We start from the raw sequence: 24,211 nt of genomic DNA on the forward strand, positions 1-24,211 counted from the left end.
TAAATGAAAACGTCTTATTCCCACTTACCTGATTATGCAAAAAACGATTTGCAACAGATCGTCACCTTAATACTGGAAAGAGTGCCTCATTGCGAAATGATTATCCTGTATGGAAGTTACGCCAGGGGAACATTTGTGGAATATGACGAACGGGATGAATTCGGCATCCTCACTTCTTTTATGAGCGACTACGATCTATTGGTAGTTACCAGTAATGAAGACGTTCGTGAGGTAGGACATCTACTGGACACTGTGGATGACAAATATTATAAACGCCCCGATAACCAAGTTCCCATTCAGTTTATAAATGATGATATAGAGAAATTGAACTCCGACCTGTCGGAAGGAAGATATTTCTATACCAGCATCCAAAAACAAGGGATTATGTTATACGACAGTGGAAATTACAAACTGGAACGTCCCCGAAAGCTGAACTTTCAAGAGATCACGCAACAGTTCCAAGAGTATTTTGACGAGAAGTTTGAAAAGGCTGGTTATTTCCTAGATCATGCTTCTTTTGATTATGAAAAAGGAAGATACAATTTAGCTTCTTTCGATTTACATCAAGCCTGTGAGAATTATTTCTATGCATTGCGTTTAGTTCATACCCTGAAAAACAGCAAGCAACACAACCTGTCAAAACTGTTAGGTGCAACCCATAAATATTCGCCCGAATTACAGAAAATCTTTCCCCGAAAGCCGAAGGAAGAAAAACGATTATTTGAACTACTCCGCCTGGCCTATGTAGAAGCAAGGTATAATTCTAAATTCGTTGTCACCAAGGAAGAGATAGAAGCATTATTTCCTAAAGTGGAAAGGTTGCGCGATATTACCGAAGAAATCTGTAAATCCCAAATAGAAACGTACAGGCAGATGGGGCAATAGTTATAGATATATTCGTATATTTACACTATAAAAATCATATATAACAAATTAACCTATTAAAAATGATAGAAGCTCCGGAAGCCCTGATCCTGTCGGAACAATTAAATCAAACGATTAAAGGAAAGAGAATCTCTTTTGTCAGTGCCGGATATACCCCGCATAAATTTGTCTGGTATTATGGAGACCCTGCCGGTTACAGTGAAAAGTTACTCCATAAAACTGTCGGAGAAGCACATGCTTACGGAGGGTTGGTTGAAGTGGAAATCGAGGATGTAAGGTTACTTTTCGGAGACGGGATGAATATTTGTTATTATGCTCCCGGAAAAAAGTTGCCGGAAAAACATCAGTTACTGATTGCCTTCGAGGATGAAAGTTGTATCATGGGTTCTGCCCGAATGTACGGCGGAATCTGGTGTTTCCCCGCAGATTCTTTTGAATGCAATTTTTCCTCCTATCGTGATGGGGCACGAAGCAAACCGCAGGTACTTTCCGATGCTTTCAACAAAACCTATTTCCTGAGCCTGATAAACAGCGAAGAAAAACAAAAGAAAACAGCCAAAGCATTTCTGGCCACCGAACAAACAATCCCAGGTCTGGGAAACGGTGTTTTACAGGATATTCTCTTCAGGGCTCGTATCCATCCTAAAACACGCATCAGCACATTATCGGATAAACAGAAAGACACTTTGTTTCATTGCGTTAAAGATACGCTTCAGGATATTTATCTAGCCGGCGGCCGCAATTCGGAAACCGACCTGTTCGGTAAGAAAGGAGGTTATATTCCCACCTTATCTAAAGACACTGTCGGAAAACCATGTCCGGTCTGCGGAGAAGATATACGGAAAGAGAATTTTTTAGGAGGAAGTATCTATTACTGCTTCGAATGTCAGAAATAAGGTTAGCCGTAAGGTTCTATATCTTCACAAACCCAATCGGAAGTATGTTCTATTGTATAACGTAACTTTTCCGGTTTCTGATGAGTTCCAAAGAACATGGCTATTTTTATAGCACCATCTTCTATCCAGTAAACGATTTTTAAATTCGAATGCTGAAAAAAGTACGGAAACATTGAGGATAATCCTGCAATGTTGGTTCTATATATCCTAAACCCGGAAAATCAGTTAAAGCTTGAAGACAATCTTTTATCGAAAAGTAAATTTGATTGGCTCTTGATGTTCCATACAAAATCTGATTAAAATCTTTCAGTTCCTTTAATTGCTTTTTAGCCAACGGAGAGATGATACGTTTCAACTTTTTCATCTATTTCTAGCCTCCTCTTCAATGCCCCATTCTTTTTCCAATTCAGCAAAAACCTCATCGGCATCCAGCATCTTTCCGTTCCGGTCATCTTCCAACACCTGATCTATCAAACTACGAAAATGGGCTACCGAACGAATTTGCATACTTTCAGGACAGGATAATGGCTCACGCGCTCCTTGCTGATAAGTAAAAATCTGATCTTCCAAAGAAATCAGCAACTCCTCATCTTCTATCTGGCTGATCTGTTTTATCAGGTCTTCCCGACGTCTGTTTATTGAATTGATTGACATAATATAAACTATTAACGTGATTCACAAAAGTAGTAATAATATGATTCGATTCCGGATTTTTTTCCAAACCAATTCGTATGTTTGCAATATGAAATGGAAATATTCTTTTATCGTATTATTATCTGCTTTGATTGCCTGTAATAACAATACGGAATCTAAAGACAGTAAAGAGGTTAATGAAACATTGGAGACAATCTTCAACCGTAAAAGCGTACGCAAATACACTGAACGTCCGGTTGAAAAAGAGAAACTGGAGACACTGGTCCGTGCAGGAATGGCCGCCCCTTCCTCCAGAGACCGCCGTCCGTGGGAATTTATCATCGTAACAGACCGGGACATTCTGGATACAATGGGAAACGGACTCCCTCTGGCCCGTATGTTAAAAGAGACCAAGCAAGCTATTATCGTTTGCGGAGATACAGCGAAGTCCAATAATGCCTGGCAACTGGACTGTTCCGCTGCCGCACAAAACGTATTACTGGCAGCCGAATCATTGGGACTGGGAGCCGTTTGGACAGCCGCTTATCCGTATCCTGAACGCATGAAAGTAGTTCGGGAGGCTTTACACTTACCGGAACATATCGTTCCGTTGACTGTCATTCCGGTAGGCTATCCGACAGGCATTGAAAAGCCCAAAGACAAATTCAATAAGAAACAAATACACTATAACGGATGGTAAAAAAGACTCCCGGTGCTATCCTGCCGTCTGACAGGAAACACCGGGAGTTTCATTTATTGTTTAGTTCAGAGAGAGATCAGAATCCGGCATGTTCTTCCTTGTTCACCGACTGGTCCGAATCACGCTTCTTCTCGCCATTATATACCCATTCGATTTCATCTTCGTACGTCTTGCCATCTTTCACAACAACCGTCTTTACGATATTTTTACCCATATCGAGCGTAATGTTATCTATAATATAATGTACGGGCGTATAACCTTCACGGATACCGGTCAGTTCCTTTCCGTTCAGATACACTTTCGGCGTACCGATATTTGAATAAACAGTCACGGACGTTTCCTTTTTCTCACGGTCCCAGTTACGACGTTGCGTCAGATACAGTACAGGTTCTTTGCTCCAGTTTGCCTTGTACCAGAAATAAGAATCTTTCTTTATTTTACGGTCGAATGTTACCAGACCTTTCATATTACGTGCCGGAACACCGCCACGCACCCACATCGGAGCACAGAAATCAAACGTATTCCAAAGATAAGAAGCAATGATATACGGATGGGCAGCAATCACACTCCACTGATATTCGTGCGTTTTGGTAGCGAATGTTTCGGGATAGAACTCTTTCGTCCAGTTCAGCGCATCTCCCAGATATTCCGTCTGATGGTTCAGGTTGGCATCTGCACCATATTCGGTCAGCATCAGTTTCTGATGCGGATATTCTTTCTCCAGATTCTCCACCCAGGGTTTGATATCCTGTATTTTCTTTTCATACCAACCGAAATAACGGTTCATACCCTGAATATCGGCAACCAGGTTAACCGGATGCTCCATATGTCCGTATCCGTTCACCGAAACCGTATAACGGTCCGGGTCTTCCGTTTTAGCCAGGTCATGCAAAGACTGGGTCAGTTCTTTTGTATATTGGTGCGGCTGATATACCTCATTATGCAATCCCCACACATAGATAGAAGGATGATTGAAGCTCTGGCGGATCATTTCACGCAACTGGTTACGGCAGTTCTCTGCTTCCTGTCCGGTCACACGGTTTACAAACGGTATCTCCGCCCAAATAATCAACCCCAGGCTGTCACAACGGGAATACAGATAATCGGATTGCTGATAGTGGGCAAAACGAACGGTTGTCGCACCGACATCCATGATCGTAGCCAAATCGAAATCATGGTTTTCGTTCTTCAAGGCACTTCCCAGCCCCCACCAGTCCTGATGACGGGTAACACCATACATCGGATATTTCTCACCATTCAGATAGAAACCTTTGCCGGCAACAATTTCATATTTACGCAACCCCAACGGCTGTACCATTTCATCAATCACCTGTCCGTCTTTAATCAAACGGCTGACAACCTTATACAGATAAGGATTTTCACGTCCCTGCCACAAAGTCGGTTTCTTTATCGTAAAAGAAGATTCATAAGCCTGCTCACCTTGTGCCGACAGTTCGAAAGACTGGCTATGAGTAGCCACCTGCTTTCCTTCCTGATCGTAAATCGTATTCTGCAAAGTAACAGGAACGGGTTGTAGAGTTCCGTTGTCGAGCTTTACCTTCACTTTTACATCTGCCTGTTTCTTCGATACATTCTTCTGGGTGACATAAACACCGGGAGATGCACAATCGGTCACACTTATATTACACGGTTCAGTAACAACCAGCCACACCGGACGATAAATACCGCCATATACGCCAAACAAATTATGATTAACCGGGATCACATCGGGGCGTGATTTATTATCCGCTTTCACGATAATCTCATTCTCCTCTCCAGCCTTCAACAGCGGACTGATCTCACAGGCAAAAGCAGAATATCCGCCTTTATGGGAAGTTGCCAGCATGCCGTTCACAAAAACTTCTGCACAGGAGCCGACTCCCTCAAACCGTAAAAAGACACGCTTATCTTTCAGTTCAGCCGGGAAGAAATATTGTTTTTTATAATAAGCCGCCCCTTCATAAAAACTATTGGCCTGTACCTGCATATCTTTTGCATTCCAGGTATGAGGGATTTCAACTTCCGACCATCCCTTATCCCATTTCGGGGCATTGATGGCCAGTTCCTTTTCCGCCGGAGCTTTTTTAAATGACCAGCCGGAATTAAATGATTCGACTTTTCGGCCTTCCGCCTGCATGGTCATTAATCCCAGACAGGCTAATAATAAGGTTAAACTTAATACTCGTTTATTCATGATTTGTTAATTGAATGAGTTGCAAATATACTCCGGCATTCTTTTTTTCAGTAATAAAATCATCTCATTACCGATTAAGATTGTCTCTATTTACCTATAAAATCACTCAAAACGGATAAAAACCTCCTGGTCGAGTCCTCTTTTATGCTTATGGATCAGTCCTACCAACTTTTGAACTTCCGGCAACTCCAGACATTCGGGTGATAAGTTGAACGACTGCTTATCATATCTCTCCCGGCTTCCTCTATCCAACCACTCTTCTATATCATCCGGTACAAAATAATGAGCCTTCCCCGCCAGATAAGGTAAGTATTCATTACTGAAAACATTCAAACCTGCCGGATCAAAATCGCCGAAATGAAGATACGGATTCGGTATAGCAGCCAGCCAACGAATCAGGTCTTTGCTTTGTGTCTGAGGATAACGGCAAACAAACAGAGGCGTTATGTTATTGAACAGATAGGCTTGCTGACGGATATAACGAAAGTTCTCCGGATTCTCCATACCTACAACTGTCACTCCCGGATCAGGCACAAACGTTTCAAAATCGGAAATAAACAAATAACTACCCTCAACAGGTGAGACAACAAACGGTTTCTCGTTAAGCATAGATTGCAGTGGCTGGTAACAGTTCACACAGAAACCCTTAAAACTTCTTACCGGACGAATCTTTGTATCGCCTACCTGACGTGCTAAATCAGCACGGAGCAAGTCTTCCTTTTCCAGTGTTTCGACATAGAGCGATAGGTTACTTACATTGAAACGGTTGTAAAGAAAGTCATCGAGCGTAGCTTGATTCCTGACATAATAAGTTTTCCGACTCCCTTTCGGAAGGATTTGCAACACCTCTTCTTCCAGCAACAAAGCAGACAGTGCATTATTAAACTGGCTGGAAGGAAGCTTTTCTCCCCTCCCCAGCCGCTGCAATTTACGGGCATCCGCTAACGAGAGCTTCATGATTCGGCCTCCTTCCGGATCAAGCGTTTAACGACTGTGATATTCTGGCTGTCCTTATTTAATATATAGGTATAGCGATAATCCGTTGCCCGGTAGGAAGTAGGCGAACAATTGACCAGCAGGATATTGCGGCTGTTGGCAAAGTTGAGGATACCTTGTATGTTATTCGGATGCAACTTGCCGATCTCATCCATCATGCAATGCAGGCGGAAGTCGCTGAAACGGCGGGAGGCCTTTTCTTTGAACACATTGAGCAACATGATATTAATCATCGCCTTGACTAGCACATCCGTCCCGTCGGAACCCACATTGGCCAGTTTTTCCACCCATCCGCTGTCGTTATCGTTCTCCACGATGCGGAATTGCAGGTCGAAGGTGTCGGACAGGGTTAGCTCCTTCTCGCTCGTCAGTGATAATTCCTTCACCAGCGATTGCAGATAACCGACTGCCTTCCGGTTGTTCTCCTCCTGTTTCTCAGCAGAGCCGGAGAAAAGGTCGAAACTTCCCAAGCTAAAAAGATGCTCCTCATTGAAATCGCGTATGGTCTGCATCAACTGCATGATCTTATTCTCACTCGGCATGGCACGAAGGGCGATGCTTTTGATTACTCCGGCAAAGTTGCGTTCCACAAAATCGTCGTTGATATCGTTGATCACCTTCTGTATAGCTCCTTCCCGCGACATCATATCCGAAACTTCCTTTCCGATCTGCCGAATAATATCGGTGTAAGCCTTATTGGAACGTTGCTCGAACTCGGCGATCTTGTCGTTGTCGATAAAGTCAGTCAGTTCAGAAGCGAAATCCATAAAATCATCCTGAGTCGTCAGGCGGGTACGGAAATGGAAGGTGTTCTGTTCGGAGAAATTGCCGGTGAAGCGGTTCACAGCCTCCCGCAAGTCTTTTTCCCATTCTATGATACGGTAATGGTTACGGATCAAGTCCTCTACCAGTATCTTACAACGCTTCCCCGTTTCCTTTTCCGCACCGGACAGCAGTTCGACCGGGCAGTCCTCCTGCTGGCAGAATTCTTTTGTCCGGCGGATATCCTCCCTCAGTTCCTCCAACGAACGGTTTAGGTCGTCCAGGACAGTCCGCTGTTCGCCCGCTTCACGAACCAGTGACAAACGTTTCTGTTCGTATTTCTCTTGTTCGCCGGCCAATTCCTTTTCTTTCAGTTGCTTGTCGTTACGAAACTCATCCATCCGGTCGATCAGTTCTCGTTTATCTTTGCGATATTCGATCACCAGCGTCCGGTTATCTTCTATGAAACGCAGTTCGTTTTCCAGTTTCCCGATCTGATCCGTCACCATCGTTATCCGGGAAGTATCTGCGCCTTCACCGGCCAATTCTTTGGCATACTCTTGTTGCAAGGCAACCAATGTTTCTTTCAGTTTTATTCCGGCAGCGGCAATTCCGGCATGTAACAAAGCAGTGGCAGTTTCCACCTGTTCCGTTTCCTCTTTGACCCGTTGCCGGAACTCTTTCTCTTTGGCTTTGATCCGTTTATCCAGGACAGCAATCGATTTCTGCCATTCCTCTTCCGCCTCCATTCGTTGAGCGGTGACACAGCGTACCTGCTCTTCCACCTGTAGTAACAGGACTGCCTTCTCGTCTGCCGCCTTTTGCTGCCAGGTGATCAGCGCTGCCGCCAATTGCTGCAACTTCTTCTGGTGTTGTTCGTTGCGGTAATCCAGGCGGATCACTTCTTCCTTGTCCGCTTTTATCAAAGGCTGGTATTTCTTTTTGAGACGGACAGCCTCTTCTTCTTTGCGGACAGACAGGTCGTTGAACTGCTTTTTCAGTTCCTGTAACTGTGTCCGTAACTCCTGCTGTTCCTCTTCATATTCGCCAATGGTCTTCACCACTTTGCCGATCCCCGACAAATCAAGTTTGACACCGTAGAGTGTAGCGGATATCTTTTCCATCAACTGCGGACTGAGTCCGGTATGGAACAAGACCTGCTTCTCGTCGATCACCTTCCCGATCGTGTCTTCCCATCTGGGATATTCACGGTTCAGCCACTCATAGAGTGACCCCTGCCGGCTCTTCAGAAGAGTTGCAATCTCAGCGATATGGCGATCAGCCTCCTCTATTCGGCGTGACAGTTCTTTTTGAGCGGAAGCCGTTTCGCGTTCCAATGCTTGTCCTTCCAGCTCCCATTCGCGGGTGGTGCTTTTTATACGGCGGTTGCAAGTTTCTTTCTTCAGCATATCTTCCTTGATCTCTCCTTGCAACGCTGCTTGCTCTTCTTTACAGCTGCGAATTTCTTTTTCATAGAACACCTGATGGCCAATCTCCACTTTCCGGATCGCCAACGCAGAAAGTTCCTCCTTCTTCCGGTCAATCTTTCCGTGGGCGCTGTTCACCTTTTCTTCCTCCTGCTCCTTTATTTCGCGGATCAGTTGTTCCTGTTGTTTGAGAAGTTGCTCTTTCTTCTCAAAGAGCCGTTGTTGCAGACCGATCACCTCCGTCTCTTTGGTATTTTTGAATGTCGTGAATTGAGCCTTCTCCTGCTCTTCCAGCAAAGCAAACTTCTGGCGGATATGTGTAAAACGGTCTGTCAGGACACGCAACTGTTCTTCCAACCCAGCCTTTTTACCCGCGACACTTTCACGAGCGTTTACCCGTTGTTCAATCTCCGTGATATTCAGTTGTTCATATCGTTTCTTCTGTTCACGGGCCTGCTGCAACTTTTCGTTCAACTGTTTGATATCGGATACGATCTGTATTTTCTTCTCTTGGTATTTATTCGCCAGTTCGCTCAATTGCATTTCCGTCTTTCTCAACTTTTCCTGTTGCTCGGAAAGATGTCGTTCACGAACGGGAAGTTCTTCGCCGGCAAGACGATAAGCAAAGTTCAGTTCGTGTGACAGTTCCTTCCGCTCCTGTTCATGGTAAAGCAACGTACGATGCACATCGATGACTTTCTCCGCCTGTTTACGTACCAGTACATTTCCGTTCCTGTCCTTTGCATGCCACAGGCTGATGTCCTTATATTCTTCCTCGAATCCTTTGAGATGATCAGCATATTGACTCAGATCAATCGTCGCATTTTCTTCGCTCAGTGACATGATGATCGTATCTTTAATAAATGAGGCTTCCAGTTTTGAATTAAGGAAGACATTCTGTATCGTACGAGGAATATTCTGATACTGGCAGCTTTCGGTGATGGCAAACTTGCGAAACTCGGGCGGCAGTCCCTTGTTATTCCCGAAGATGATATTCCGGTATTCTTCGTATTTCTCGATCTTTCGGCTATAATACACCTTACGCCCCAATGCTTCGCGTATCTGATCCCAACCGTCGAAGGCACGCCCCTCCGGGGAAATAAAGAAATCCTTGTCGTAGGCAATATCGAGGAAACGAAAACAGGCACGTCCCTGCGAACGGAACGCCATCACCAGATAACAACCCTCATCGCGCTTTACTTCGTAGATCACATATGAATTGGCATACGGGAAATAGTATTCGTCGAAACTTTTCTTCTCTTTCGAAATTCCCAGTTTCATCTTATCCGCATTATAGAAAAAGAGCAAGGCACGCAGCACGGTACTCTTCCCCACTCCCTGGGTTCCGATGAAATGTACATTGCCGTCGACTGGGATATCGGCATAATTCACCCGGGCGCTGTTGATAAAAACAATTCTATTCAGGTATCTCATTTTGCGTTTCTTCTGGTATATTGATACAGGTTACTAATTCTTCCAGATAATTAAAAGCAGCTACAACCTTATAGGTCGATGTGATCTCGTTCTCCAACTCGATGAACCCGTCACGTTTCAGATCGTTCAGTACCTTTTCGAGTATCTCGTCCTGCTTCTCCTTTCCCGTATATTTCTTTAGTCCGCCGAGCTTCTCCTTCAGCTCCGCATCCAGTTTGAGACGCACCAGAATATCGGACGGCTGGAAACGGAAACCGGGGGCAAATGCATTATCATACGTTTTGACAAAGTCGAGCACATCGATCCACCGCATGGCGATTTCCAGCTTACGTTCCAGTTCGGCACGGGTTTCGCGGCGGGCAAAATAATAGTACTCGTTGCCGCCTTCGAGGAAAAAGTTGATCGAAGCGTAATGTTCATAGAGTTCCGTAAGGTTCCCGTCTATCTGGTTGTAAAGCTGGCGGATATGCGGATCGGTACTATCCGACGAGATAAACCCACCCTTGCTCAATAACTCGAATATTTCAGCTGTCTGTTTAATCATAGTTCATATTTATTTAGGATACACCAAAGTATATTCGACCCCATAGGCCGAAGCATACCGGTCAGTGACCGAACAATCGTCGTAATACTGGGAGATAATCTGGCAGTAGAAGGTGATACGCTCGTCAATATCTACCTCTTTCGGAAAGTGGTAAGTCATCACGAAAGTGAACAGGTCGCTACCCGAAGCCAGAAACGCGTTCTTCACCTCTTCCAGATTGATAAATATTTCTTCCGTCGTCTGCGTCACAAGATAATCACCGGCAATGTTACCAGCAATCTTCTTCGCCTGGCGGCCATTTTTCTTCACACGGACAAATACTTTACGGATACTTTCCACCACATCGTCGCCGCTGCGCAGATAATCGACCGACAAACGAAGCGGATAAGTGGGCGACGGCTCGAAGCAAACGGGATCTTTGGCTACCAGAACTTCGCGGATATTCGTCTTGCTTTCCAGCTCAAACTGGTCTTTCAGGTATTTCAACTGGCGAACTTTTACCAATATCCGGCTCTGATACTCGATTTGGTTCAAATAACTGATAATCTGTTTCTGGATCTCGATCAGGTTGTGGCTGCATTCGTAAAACTGAAGTCTCAGCATATCAGTAATATGCCCCAGTTCCTCATCCGTAGCAATACAGAAAAAGGCTTCCTCATTTCCGTTGATAAGTTCCTCTGTCGTCCGGATCAACGCTTCAATACCTTCGCGCTTTTCATCGAGGCGCACCAGCTTCTGTTTCTTTATCTTATAATTGGGTTCGCTTTTAAAGGTATTATCAACATTCCGTTTCAGGTCGATCACATTGCGAAGAGTGGTGACGGCGATGTTACGCAGTGTCCGTTTGATATTCCGCAGATAGCTGTATCGCTGTGTCTCGTTGTTTTCCTGAAGGAAATAGGATATCGTATCTTTCAGATAAGTGATATGTTCATGGACGAACGAAATATTGATCTCCTCGTTCACCTCCAGTATCTGTTCGAAGAATTGCAGATAGGAATCTTCCAGTTCGAGAAACGAACCGTTCTCCCTGACGACCTCCGAATCGACCAGTTTCCGGATGCGTTCTTCCTTATAGTCCACCAAAGCCAGCGCATCCTCATAACGAAACGAAAGTATCTTCCGCTTCGCAAACAGCTCTTTCAACAACCGTTGTTCGCGACTAAGCGTTTTGAGGAGTTCTTCTATAGAATGAAATGCAGGCATAGGGGTATGATGTTTTTAATTAATTGATCTTAATTCGTTAGATTGTACCACCATTTTCGATTGTACCACCATTTTAAGTGGTACAATTGATTAAGACGTGCCAACGTCCACGTGTTCCACCCTCACGCTTAATGTACTCTTTATTCTGTAACTCCTTTATTTCTTTCTGAACAGCCGATTTGTTTATAGTAAGTACGTCAGATAATTCACGCACCGTAATCTTAGGGTTAGAAGATATCTGCTCTATTATTTTTTCAGTAACAGGTCTTCTGAACAAAATGACTTCACCATTCATATACCACAATTTACCGGAATGCCGGTGAATAATTTTAAGTTCGATATCAAGTTCCTCCTCCAAAACATGCTTCATATAATTAATAAACGGCTTTATTTGTCCAAACGAAGCCTTAGCACCTTCGGCTGGGATGGAGCCGACAGCCGCATCCGCTGCACTTAGAGCACGTAAATAGTTCGCTTTATCCTTTGTTTTAATTACAATCATTGGGTAATTATGACGGGAAAGAATGTAGTTCACCATCAATCTGGCTATACGACCGTTTCCGTCCTCAAAAGGGTGGATACGAATATACCGATAATGGAACACGGCTGCCAACTCTATCGGAGACATCTCTCCGGCCACTTCCGCTTTATTATACCATTGTACCAAATCATTCATTAAAGCCGGTGTTTCTTCCGGGGAAGCATATTCAAAAGACTCTCCGGTAACGGTTATTACGGAATTAGGACGAGTTTTATAACATCCGGCATGAATGACGTACGAAGTCGTTGTCCCATCAGGCAATCTGCGATAAACAGTATAATCTTCGCGTAAAAGAGTATGATGAAGTTGGCGGATAAAGGTTTCCGTCAAAGGATGAATCTTTTCTGCAGCTTCTACTTGCATCATTTTCAGGCCGACATTATGTGCTTTCATTTCTTCCAAGTCTTTCATGTTGGCTTCGCCGATCACTTTCCCAAATAGCAATAAAAGTTCTGTCTGGCCATAAGTCAGCGTATTTCCTTCCATATGATTGGAATTATAGTTGAATTCCAACATGAATTTCTGATTCAAACGAATACTGTCTTCTTCTTTCAATGGCTGCAAAGATAACCATTCGCCATAAAGTTTCTCTATATTGTCCATAACCGTTCCTTTTTCAATCTCCTGATTCGTTCTTTCGGATACAGTTACCGAAGAATCCCCAATAGTTGAATTCGCTTGCAACTGAATTGCAAATCTAATAAAATAATCTTATTCCCCCATTGCCACCACCAGTTATTGATAATCGTCCTGCCATCTTTTCCTTTAAGTCCCCAAAGCAGACGACGAAAACAGAAAAGAGTATCCTATTGATACTGGTCAAAGACAAAGAAAGTGTACTACAGATATTCAATCTCTTCGGGAAGCTGCTGGACGGCAAGTAGGAGACAATAAAAAATATCCCCTTCAAAGATACAGGTTGTCCCTATATTAAGTATCTTTGGTGCTGAAGAAAAGATTGTCCGACGGATGTCGAACAGTTAGCCGACTCTTGTCAGACAGCTGTTCCACCTCCGTCGAACAGCTGTTTTACAGGGGTCGGACAAACCTTTTGTACCGATATAAGTAAGATTATATCGGTTATAATTGAGATTATGTCCGGAACAAGGTTGATTACAACCAGGATATCACACTTAAACAACACTGCCTATGTCAGCCACTTATAACCTATTTAAGAATCCGGGGAAGGGAGATAATCTTCATGCTCGTCAGGTAAACCAGTACACCGTGCGCATCGATGCGCTTTGCGAAGAGATTTCCCAGATCAGTTCTTTCTCTTCTTCGGATGTAAAAGGAGTGCTGGAAGCACTGAAAAGCCGGATTGCCTTTCACCTGAAATATGGGGATATCGTCGAACTGGAAGGGTTGGGTACGTTCAATGCCTCCCTGAAATGTCCGTCTCTGCCCACAGAAAAACAGATCACACCTCATCTGGTGAGGTTCAACAAAGTAGTGTTCCGCTGCTCCAACGAACTGAAGAAGGAGTTGCGTTATATGAAAGTGGAACGGGCCGACGAACCAAGCCGTCTGAAAGGATACACGGAAGAGAAGCGGAAAACGAATATATTGAATTACATACAGCAAAACAACACGATCTCTACCCTCGAATGCCGTTCCATCAATGGTTGCTCGAAGTATATCGCCTTGAAAGATCTCCGGACATTGTTGGATGAGCAAAAGATTGTCCGTTTGGGGTATCGCGCCAATGCACAATATGGCCTAAAAACCAGGGAGGAATAAATATGGGAGTTATCTACAGACTGATGCTTACCCTGATCCTGTCCCTGCACCTCATCACTATATATGCAGAAAACGAAAACCCTTTCTTTTTTTCCCATCTCGGTGTTGAAGACGGGCTTTCGCAGGTATCTATTCTCAGTATATTTCAGGATTCGGAAGGATACATATGGTTCGGGACACGTAACGGAGCAAACCGTTACGACGGTTATGAATTTAAAGTATACCAGAACGAAGTAAATAACCCGGCATCGATCAGTGACAATTATATCCGTAAGATAAGTGAAGACAAAGACAAAAATATATGGATAGGGACTTCCAACGGAGTCAATTGCATCGATTACAGGACACAGCAGATTTCCCGCTTCTATCCGCAGGCCATCAATCCGCAGATAACAACGAATGCTGTCAATAACTTTCTCCGCCATGCAGACGGTGAGTTATATGCTTTCACCACACGGAGCATATTAAAATGCAATTCTGACAAAACTGTAGAGGAAATGCCCTATCTGACAGAAATGAAATCACCGATCCATTCTGTTGCCCAGGATAGTGACGGAGATATTTTCATCGGAACAGAAGATAAAGGACTGTACATTTTCACTTCCGGCTGGAAGCTGAAGAAACATTATTTACCGGACAGTTCTAATAATCAGCAAACATTACCCATCAGTACAATATCGGCCTTATTACCGGGACCCGGTAATACTGTTTTCATTGGTACCAATGAAAACGGATTGTGCCTCTACAATAAAAAGGAGCAGACTTTCACCCGTTTGAACACGGATAATTCGGGGTTAAACAATAATTCAGTCCGCCACCTCACCGTATTGAGCAAGGACTCTGTCTTGATAGGGACTTTCAGAGGACTGAATATACTAAACACCCAAAACATGATTATCACTCCGATCAACATGGATATGAAGGCAAAAGGAGCACTCAGCCATTATTCCATCCATAGCATGCTGATCGACCGTGACCAAACATTATGGGTAGGGACCTACTCGGCCGGAGTCAATTATCACAGTCCTTTTTACAGGCCAGCTTCCTTTATCACCACCAACTCTTTTGCCGGTATTATTGGACAAGGACGGGAAGACAGCAACGGGAATATGTGGTTCGCAACGGAAGGGGCCGGATTACTTTACTATAATCCACGCACCGAAGAACAAAAACTCTACCCCATCAAGCCTTTACAGGCCGGGAATTATGAAATAAATATCCTTAAATCCATCTTGATACAAGGAGATTCCATTCTATGTTCCACCCACTTCGGCTCAGTCTATCTCTTTTCCATCCGGAACAAGCAGTACAAAAAAATACATGATTATAAATATAATGACATCAATACATTATATATAGACAACAAACAGCGGCTGTGGATACCAACCAATACGCCCGACCAAACCGTCATGGCCGATAAAGAAAAAACAACGAGTTATTTTAATGTAAACGGTCATAAAAAACAATTCAGGGGAATCTGTCTGATTAAAGAGCTGGAACCGGATGTCTTCTTATTCGGAGCAATATCCGACAGTGTTTTTGTGTACGACATGAACAAGGAAACGGCTACCGACCTTACTTCCCTGCTCCAGAACGGCGATAAGAGAAAACGGTTGGGAAGTATATCGGGTGCCTTGAAAGATGACAACCAATTCATTTGGATAGCCACTACGAAAGGAGGTCTGTTCCGCCTCGACAGCAACCTGAATCTGATACAAAACTACCAGAAAGAAAACGGGTTATCAGAAAGTTATATCAATTCACTTTCGATCGATAAAAACGGAGATATATGGGTCGTTACCGGTAAAGAATTATATAAGTTAAACCGTCCTGAAAACAAATTCGAGCTGGTAAAACCGGTCGACAGTCCGACACAGGAATACTCATTATATGCAAACAATTGTGTTTCAAACGACGGGACCCTCTATTTCCCGGGGAACCAGGGTATCCTGGCCATCAACCCGCAAAAAGTAATAACAAATCCGAACAGACCTCCTGTCTATGTCACCTCACTACTGATAAACAGTCAGGAAGACCCGGAAGGCCTGCCGACTTACCAGGAGTTATTGCCTTTGCAATATAATAACACCATCACGTTAAAAGCCAGCCAGGGTAATATCACCATCCGCTATTCAGCCCTCAACTTTATCCACTCCGAAGACAACTCATATGCCTATATGATGGAAGGGGCCGACCATAACTGGCATAATATCGGCAACCGTCGGGAGGCTTACTATAGTAATTTGTCACCCGGTAAATATACCTTCCGCGTAAAAGCAGCAAACAACGACGGTGTCTGGAATCCGGAAGAAGCGGTATTACATATTACCGTAAACCCTCCTTTTTACAAAACATGGTGGGCTTATTCACTCTACCTATGTATCTTATCGTTAATTATTACGCTAATTATCCGTTGGCAACATCGTAAACACGAACGAGAACGGGAGGAAAAATACAGACAACTGGAACAGGAACGAATGAACGAACTGCATGAAGAACGCATGCGGATGTTCACCAACTTTTCCCATGAGTTAAGAACTCCCCTCACATTAATCATCAATCCGCTGAACGATCTTCTCCAACGGGTAACTTTCTCACCCGAAGTAAAAGACGCTCTGCAACTGATTAAAAAAAATACGGGCCGGATGCTGCTGCTGGTAAATAACCTGATGGATATCCAGAAATATGAGGCCGGCAAGACGATCCTTCAAAAGACCCGGTTTAATTTCTCTTCCTTTATGAACGAAATGTATCGTTCATTCGAGAGTGTGGCAACCAACCGGGAAATCACTTTCAGATTAGAAAACAAGTTACCGGAATCATTCTTCACTTGCTATGACGAAGCTGAGATCGAAAAAGTCTTTTTCAATCTGCTGTCCAACGCTTTCAAATTCACTCCTTCCGGAGGGCAGATCACCATCACGATCCGACAGATAGCACAAAATGACTGCGAAGGCTTACCGGTTTTTCCTGAAGACGAAGCATCGATACTGATTGAAAACAGTTATCTCTTTATCGAAATAACAGATACCGGAAAAGGATTCAATCAAAAAGATGCAGAAAAAATATTCGAACCGTTTTACCGGGCGAAAGGAGATATTCATAAACAAGTCTCGGGCACCGGTATCGGACTCAGTCTGACCCGTTCCATCGTCCAACAACACCAGGGATGTATCTGGGCGGAAAGCATCGAAGGAGAAGGAACTCATTTCATGATACTCTTGCCGGATACGGAAAAACAGAAAGTGCAGACTGACGAAGTCCCTGCATCACGCCCATCGGAAATCAGTAAAAAGGTAGCTTTGCTGGTTGAAGAAACGGAAACCCACAATAAGCAAATCATCTTGTTGGTAGACGACAACCAGGAAGTTTTGGAATACCTGGAACAACAACTCCAGCACGATTATATTGTCATGAAAGCTATCAACGGCAAGGATGCCCTTGAACAGATAGACAAGACTTATCCTCATATCGTCATCAGCGATGTCATGATGCCGGAAATGAACGGACTGGAGCTATGCCGGAGGATCAAAGAAGATCAGAACTTCTGCCATATCCCGGTAATCTTATTAACAGCCAAGTCGATGGTTTCTCAAATCGAAGAAGGACTGGAGGCCGGTGCGGACGACTATATCGTCAAACCGTTCCATGTCTCCTTGCTGAAAGCCCGTATAAAGAACATCCTCTCACTCCGGGAGAAAATGAAGAACCTATACGGAGAATCTTTGACTTTGAAACAGCTCGGTGTGGAAAAGCCGGAAGAAGACAACGACTTCCTCAACCGGTATATAGAAATTGTAAAAGCCAATATATCCAATCAGGAACTGGACGTCTCCGTCATCTACCAGGCGCTGGGTATGAGCCGGGCAAACTTTTACCGGAAGGTAAAAGCCGTTACAGGCTTATCTCCTATTGAACTTATCAAGAACATACGCTTGGAAGCCGGAGCCAAACTACTTAAAGAATCGAACATAAATGTTTCTGAAGTAGCCCAGCATATCGGCTTCAGCAGCCGTTCTTATTTCGCCCGGAGCTTCAAAGCGGTATACGGAATGTCGCCTACCGAATACCAGGAAAGTAAATAAAACGGCATAGTAATTCTGCTTATCAGCAGCCTGAGACATTTATACTCTCTTTTGGGATAATCGTACTTATCCGGAAACAGGTTCTTTTATTCTTTTGGCGTTGTTAATTTTAATAGAAGAACCTATGTATTCAATGTCATTAAAACACATGGCTGCCCTGGCTAGTCTCAGCGCCGCCACTTTGTTGCCCGGAAATCTGAACGCACAACCGGCACCCGTTCCTTTTACTGAACAAAACACGGCTACGCCGGACAAGCAGGAAATCCTTTCCATTGCCCGGAAGGTAGCCGACTGGCAGATCAAGGAGTTTTCCAATAACAAATATGCCGTCAAAGAGCCGAAAGGCTGGATAGCAGGCGCCCTTTATATGGGAATGTTCGACTGGGCGGAACTCAGCGGTGACAATCAGTATTTCGACTGGCTGAAAAAAGTATTCAACCGCCAGCACTGGCAGGTAGCCGACCGTATGTACCATGCCGATGATGTTTGTGTTTCGCAAACCTATATCGATATGTATACTAAGTATAAGGAAGACAAAATGCTCCTCCCCACTACGGCACGTATCGACTGGGTTATCAACAACCCGTCCAATGGCGGTCTGGATATCGACTATAGCAAACCGCTTTCCTACGAAAGATGGTCATGGTGCGACGCCCTATTTATGGCTCCGGCTGTCTATACCCGGCTGTACACACTTACCGGAAACAAAAAATACATGATATTTGCCGACGCTGAATTCAAAGCGACCTACAACCATCTGTATGATAAAGACGACAAACTATTCTTCCGCGACAGCCGTTATTTCGGCCAGCAGGAGGCCAATGGGAAAAAGGTATTCTGGGGACGCGGTAACGGTTGGGTTATCGGCGGACTGGCTGAGATATTAAAAACACTTCCGGCCGAAGATACCGAATACCGTCCTTTCTATCTCCAATTATTCAAGGAGTTAAGCGAAAGCCTCACCAATCTGCAAAACAAAGACGGCTTCTGGCACGCCAGCCTCCTCGACCCGGACAGCTATCCTTCACCCGAAACAAGCGCCACCGGATTTATCGTTTACGGACTGGCTTACGGTGTCAACCAGGGATACCTTCCGGCAGACAAATACTTTCCGGTTATTCAAAAAGGATGGAATGCACTCGTTTCTGCGGTTGAACCGGACGGCAAACTGGGTTGGGTACAACCGGTTGGAGCCGACCCGCGAAAAGTGACCCGCGAGATGACGGAACTATACGGAACCGGAGCTTTCCTGATGGCCGCCTGCGAGATGTATAAATTTAACAAATAAAACCATATAAAATACATGTTTTTTAGCTTATCGAGACAAAAATACACCATTTTGAGACGTTTTTGCCCACACACCAAACCCGCTTTTTATTCTTTTGACAAAAAATTAGTGACATAACTTTATTTTCACAACTTAAATTATTACAAGTATGAACAAATCTTACAACGCCCTCCCTCCTCAAAAGAGGAAGGCAGCAGGGAGAAAGAGCAGATTTCTTTCTTTATTAATCATTCTTCTTACATCTTTATCCGTGCAGGTATTTGCACAAGATGTCAGAATAACTGGTACTGTTATTGGAGAGGCCGACAAATTTCCGATTATCGGAGCAAACGTATTGGTAAAAGGTACTACTATCGGTACCATTACCGATGTAGATGGTAAATTTTCTCTTGATGTCCCTCAAAACGCAACCCTGGTAGTCTCTTACATCGGTTGCCAGACGCAAGAGATTAAAGTGACAGGAGCTAAAACATTGAACATTGCTATGAAAGACGATGCAATTGGATTGGAAGATGTTGTTGTTATCGGTTACGGTTCACAGAAAAAGTCTGACCTTACCGGTGGGATTGTTGCCGTAGGAGAAGAAAAACTCCAGATGGTAACGACCAACAACCTGTTGGACAAACTTGCCGGACAGGTAGCAGGTCTGAACATCACGACAAGTAAAGCCAGTCCGACCGAAGACCAGACACTGCGTGTTCGTGGTGAAAACTCACTGACTGCCGACAACGCTCCGTTGGTTGTATTGGATGGTATCCCTTACAGCGGTTCGCTGGGTGACATCGATCCGAACATCATTGAAAACATGTCTGTACTGAAAGATGCCTCTTCGGCAGCGATCTACGGTTCACGTGGTTCTAACGGTGTTATCCTGATCCAGACTAAAAAAGGAAAGAAAGGTGCCGCCTCTGTTTCCTACAAAGGTCAGATCGGTTTCTCACAGCCGGAACGTCATATCAATATGATGAACGGTACGGATTACATCAAGTATCTGCAAGCGCAGTATGCAGTATGGAAAGGCATTGAAAACCCGACCGTCGATGACGTATTAAGAGCGATTGAAAAAGAAAACTACCAGAATGGCATCGAAACGGACTGGCAGGATATGATCTTCCGTACAGCCCTGACTAACAGCCACCAGATCAGCATTTCCGGAGGTACGGATGCAACGACTTATATGGCATCTATCTCCCGTCTGAATCAGGAAGGAGTTGTTAAAGATACCGGCGTAAAACGTACGAATATATCTTTGAATATCACCCAGAAACTGGGTAGCTGGCTGACAGTGGGTATGGGAACCCAAGCAATCCAGAAAGATTACGGTGGCATACAGGCCGGTATCTCCGATGCTATGCTTCAGTCTCCTTACGGTAAGATGTACAACTCTGACGGTTCTATGCGCGACTATCCGATGGATGAAACATTACACCCGAACCCATTCGCCAACGAAAAAGCAACCAGCGATAAGGTGACCCGCAACATTTTCATCTCTACTTTTGCAGAAGCAATGTTGCCGGTAAAAGGTTTGTCTTTCCGTACAAATTTCGGTTACAACTACCGCTCTAAATTCGAAGGTGAATATTACGGACGTAATACCCTGACCGGACGTGCACAGAACGGTTCTGCCAAAATTTTGAACCAGCATTACTGGGATTATACCTGGGAAAACCTGTTGAAGTACAACCGTGAATTCGGGAAACATAAGATCGATGCTACAGCCTTGTTCAGTATGCAGCAAACCAATACGCAGCAATCGGAACAATCCGGTACGAGCTTCGTAAACGACGATTCCGAATACCATAACATGGCGGGAGCAGAAAACAACAAGACACTCAAGTCCGAACTGACCGAAACAGCAATGTTGTCATACATGTTACGTGTTAACTACAACTATGCCAACAAATATCTGTTGACTCTTACCGGACGTTCCGATGGCTATTCCGCTTTCGGTGAAAACAATAAATATGCATTCTTCCCGTCTGTAGCCGGAGCATGGAACATTTCACAAGAAGATTTCATGGAATCGACTGCCGACTGGTTAAGCATGTTGAAAGTACGCCTGTCATGGGGTTCGAACGGAAACCAGGCCATCAAGGCTTACCAGACACTGGACCGTCTGTCGCTGACGACTTATATCTGGGGTGACAAAGGAACGACAGTCAACGGCGCATTTCTGCCTTACGACGGTGTCGGCAACCCGAACCTGAAATGGGAAACAACCCGTACGATCAATGCCGGTATCGACTTCAGCTTCCTGAACAACCGCCTGTCCGGTAATATCGACTTCTATGTTGCCAATACGTCCGACCTGTTGATGAAACGTACTGTTCCTATCATGAACGGATACAACTCAATCATGGACAACGTGGGTAAAACCCGCAACACCGGTGTAGAAATCGTATTAAACTCCGTAAATGTTGAAACAAAAGACTTCCGTTGGGGATCTACTTTCAACTTCGCCCTGAACCGCGATAAGATCATCGAACTGCGTGGTGACGGCAACGACGACTTGACCAACAAATGGTTTATCGGCGAACCGGTAAGAGTACATTACGATTACGATGTAATCGGTACCTGGCAGGAAAACGACCAGTTTGTTATAAACGGTCATACAATCTCCTGGGATGCAACTCAGAAAAAATACCTGAACGAAGATGGCGTTGAATATCAGAAAGGTGCAGCACCGGGTTCAGCCAAACTGGCGGACCGTGACGGCGACGGTGTGATTACCGCAAAAGATAAAAAGATCATCGGCTCCAAACTTCCGAGTTTCACCATGTCTCTGGGTAACACGATCAATTATAAGGACTTCACCTTCTCATTCCTGTTCAACGGCGTATTCGGCGTGACTAAGGAAATGCAAGACTACAACTTTGAACGTTGGGGACTCGGATACAATTACATCGACGGTATGGATTACTGGACACCGGAAAACCCGACCAACGAAATGACCTCTCCGGGTTATGTACCTTACGACAAACATACATTCTATAAAAAGATGAATTATGTTCAGTTGAAAAATATCACACTGGGCTATAATATCCCGCAGACAGCTTTAAGCAAAATCGGTATTGCCGCTCTGAATATAAATGCAAGTATCAATAATGTATGTACATTCAGCAACGTGAAAAATGCATTGAACTATGATGGTACGGATACAAATGCGAATATCATTTACACCTATCCGACCGCCCGTTCATATATGTTAGGTTTAAATCTTACTTTCTAATCAATAAATGAATACAGATATGAAAAATATATTGAAAGTTGCCGCAGCAACATTTTTACTACTTTCAGGAACTGCGTGTTCCGACTTCCTGGATGAAGACCTGAAAAAAGAATTGGCACCGGATAATACCTACACCAGTACTTATGGTTTCCAGGTGGGTGTAAACGGTCTGTATGGCTGGGCCCGTTCCGAGTTCAACACATGGGGAGGCGGTACGGCTTCGCTAAGCCAGGCTTGTCCGTACGAAGCATTCCAGGTGGCGACCGATATCGTTTATACCGGTCATAAAGACGGTTCCCTGCTTCCATTCGAGAACCTGTCTTATACATCTTCCACGACATTCGTCGAAAACTACTGGAAATGGTCGTACGGCCTGATTGCCAACGTAAACGAATTGCTTACTTATGCCGATAAAAATGAGAACTGGACTGCTCCGACCGATAAAGCCGGTTTTCAGGCAGAAGCCCGCTTCTTCCGCGCTTATGCTTACCGCTACCTGACTTATCTGTATGGTGACGTTCCTTATGTAGATAAAATCGAAGGACAATTCCGCACTGACTTTACACGGACACCGAAAGCGGAAGTGCTCGGACATATGATAGACGATTTGAAGTTTGCTTCAGAGAATCTGCCGGAAAACCCGGATAATATATCCGACGTCGGCAAATTGACGAAATGGGCAGCCATCCACCTGTTATCGGAAGTTTATCTGATGGCCGGAGAATATGCTAAAGCAGAAGAAGCAGCCCTGCAGGTTATCAATTCAGGTTATTTCCATCTGATGAATGAACGTTTCGGTGCACAGAAAGACCAGCCGGGCGATGTATTCTCAGACATGTTCCTCGAATACAATCAGAACCGTACATCCGGTAATATGGAATCCATCTGGGTTATGCAGCTTGAATACGACACCAACGGCGGTGGCGGCAAATACGAAGACTGGACAAAACGTGCATGGGTTCCCAAATACTGGAACGAAACAGGTTTTACATTATGTGACTCATTGGGTGGACGTGGTCTGGCTCAGATCGTTCCGTTCAAATGGTGGATCGATGAAGATGGTTTCTATACAGCCAACGATGTGCGTAATTCAAAATACAACATTAAGAGAACCTGGTATTATAACAACCCTGAAACACCGGAATTGCTGGGTAAGGAAGCGCCTGTTACGGAAAGTACATGGTCAAAATGTACCATTTATCCGGTTATCACGAAGTTCTTCTATGGAAAGACCGATGACAGCCCGAGTTATGAAGGAAACAACAAAGACCGTATGAAATTCCGTCTGGCAGAGACCTATCTGCTGTTGGCTGAAGCCCGTATCCGTCAGAACAATGCCAGTGGTGCCGCCGAAGCGATCAACGTAGTCCGCAAACGTGCCGGAGCACCGGACATCACAGCATCACAAGCAACAATGGACTTCCTGCTGGATGAACGTATCCGCGAATTGGTTGGCGAAGAACTGCGCCGTCTGACATTGGTTCGTACCGGTAAACTGGTAGAGCGTACCAGAAAGTACAACTCTTACAGCAACAAAATAGACGAACACCATGCTTTATGGCCGATTCCGCAGACAATCATCGACTCCAATACAGGAGCTGATTTCCCACAGAACACTGGTTATTAATCTATAACCGATAAGGGACATTTA

The 24,211-nt window shown here is 44.4% G+C and carries 16 protein-coding genes; 8 read left to right on the forward strand and 8 right to left on the reverse strand.

The genetic code is table 11. The annotated features are described in order from the left end of the window. The first annotated feature begins 3 nt into the window (after positions 1-3). Both C825_RS20790 and C825_RS20795 read left to right on the forward strand, forming a co-directional pair. A complete protein-coding gene (locus C825_RS20790) occupies positions 4-885 on the forward strand; it encodes a HEPN domain-containing protein (RefSeq protein WP_010800016.1) in 882 nt (293 codons plus the stop codon). A gap of 62 nt (positions 886-947) precedes the next feature. Further along, positions 948-1,781, forward strand: a complete 834-nt coding sequence (locus tag C825_RS20795; protein WP_010800017.1) for a hypothetical protein — start codon at positions 948-950, stop codon at positions 1,779-1,781. 139 nt (positions 1,782-1,920) lie between these two features. Here the strand turns inward: C825_RS20795 and C825_RS20800 are convergent, their stop codons facing one another. Further along, on the reverse strand, positions 1,921-2,145 hold the full coding sequence (locus C825_RS20800; RefSeq protein WP_007652598.1) for a type II toxin-antitoxin system RelE/ParE family toxin: 225 nt from the start codon (positions 2,143-2,145) through the stop codon (positions 1,921-1,923). Then, positions 2,142-2,435, reverse strand: a complete 294-nt coding sequence (locus tag C825_RS20805) for a hypothetical protein (protein ID WP_007652597.1) — start codon at positions 2,433-2,435, stop codon at positions 2,142-2,144. The genes C825_RS20800 and C825_RS20805 overlap by 4 nt, the downstream gene beginning before the upstream one ends. Positions 2,436-2,523: 88 nt before the next feature. Here C825_RS20805 and C825_RS20810 point away from each other — a divergent pair, with 88 nt between their 5' ends. Next, positions 2,524-3,114, forward strand: coding sequence for a nitroreductase family protein (locus C825_RS20810; protein WP_044215156.1), 591 nt, complete (start codon positions 2,524-2,526; stop codon positions 3,112-3,114). Between the two features lie 76 nt (positions 3,115-3,190). Here the strand turns inward: C825_RS20810 and C825_RS20815 are convergent, their stop codons facing one another. From C825_RS20815 to C825_RS20840, 6 genes are all read right to left on the reverse strand, one after another. Further along, complete coding sequence (locus C825_RS20815) at positions 3,191-5,251, reverse strand: glycoside hydrolase family 2 protein (RefSeq protein WP_370686664.1); 2,061 nt, start codon at positions 5,249-5,251, stop codon at positions 3,191-3,193. 159 nt (positions 5,252-5,410) lie between these two features. After that, positions 5,411-6,265 (reverse strand): DUF7281 domain-containing protein, encoded by an 855-nt coding sequence (locus C825_RS20820; protein WP_010800019.1) that lies wholly within the window; start codon positions 6,263-6,265, stop codon positions 5,411-5,413. Beyond that, the gene (locus C825_RS20825) at positions 6,262-9,927 is read right to left on the reverse strand and encodes an ATP-binding protein (RefSeq protein WP_010800020.1); all 3,666 of its coding nucleotides are present in this window, start codon (positions 9,925-9,927) and stop codon (positions 6,262-6,264) included. Before C825_RS20825 ends, C825_RS20820 begins: the two co-directional genes overlap by 4 nt. Beyond that, positions 9,911-10,471 (reverse strand): condensin complex protein MksE, encoded by a 561-nt coding sequence (locus C825_RS20830; protein WP_010800021.1) that lies wholly within the window; start codon positions 10,469-10,471, stop codon positions 9,911-9,913. The genes C825_RS20825 and C825_RS20830 overlap by 17 nt, the downstream gene beginning before the upstream one ends. Positions 10,472-10,480: 9 nt before the next feature. After that, entirely contained in the window at positions 10,481-11,677 is a 1,197-nt protein-coding gene (locus C825_RS20835) for a hypothetical protein (protein WP_010800022.1), read from the reverse strand. Positions 11,678-11,750: 73 nt separating this feature from the next. After that, a complete protein-coding gene (locus tag C825_RS20840; RefSeq protein WP_010800023.1) occupies positions 11,751-12,821 on the reverse strand; it encodes a Fic family protein in 1,071 nt (356 codons plus the stop codon). A gap of 546 nt (positions 12,822-13,367) precedes the next feature. On the opposite strand from C825_RS20840, the gene C825_RS20845 reads away from it, so the two are divergent. From C825_RS20845 to C825_RS20865, 5 genes are all read left to right on the forward strand, one after another. After that, positions 13,368-13,958 carry an HU family DNA-binding protein gene (locus C825_RS20845; protein WP_007652583.1) on the forward strand — a complete coding sequence of 197 codons (591 nt, stop codon included), beginning with the start codon at positions 13,368-13,370 and terminating at the stop codon, positions 13,956-13,958. A 2-nt stretch (positions 13,959-13,960) separates the two neighbouring features. Then, the gene (locus tag C825_RS20850) at positions 13,961-18,043 is read left to right on the forward strand and encodes a hybrid sensor histidine kinase/response regulator transcription factor (protein WP_010800024.1); all 4,083 of its coding nucleotides are present in this window, start codon (positions 13,961-13,963) and stop codon (positions 18,041-18,043) included. Between the two features lie 124 nt (positions 18,044-18,167). After that, on the forward strand, positions 18,168-19,331 hold the full coding sequence (locus C825_RS20855) for a glycoside hydrolase family 88/105 protein (protein WP_010800025.1): 1,164 nt from the start codon (positions 18,168-18,170) through the stop codon (positions 19,329-19,331). A 148-nt stretch (positions 19,332-19,479) separates the two neighbouring features. Next, the gene (locus C825_RS20860; protein ID WP_007652578.1) at positions 19,480-22,560 is read left to right on the forward strand and encodes a SusC/RagA family TonB-linked outer membrane protein; all 3,081 of its coding nucleotides are present in this window, start codon (positions 19,480-19,482) and stop codon (positions 22,558-22,560) included. A 19-nt stretch (positions 22,561-22,579) separates the two neighbouring features. Further along, a complete protein-coding gene (locus tag C825_RS20865; protein ID WP_007652576.1) occupies positions 22,580-24,187 on the forward strand; it encodes a RagB/SusD family nutrient uptake outer membrane protein in 1,608 nt (535 codons plus the stop codon). Positions 24,188-24,211: the final 24 nt, after the last annotated feature.

The sequence above is a fragment of the Parabacteroides sp. ASF519 genome (assembly GCF_000364265.2).
GTDB lineage: Bacteria > Bacteroidota > Bacteroidia > Bacteroidales > Tannerellaceae > Parabacteroides > Parabacteroides goldsteinii.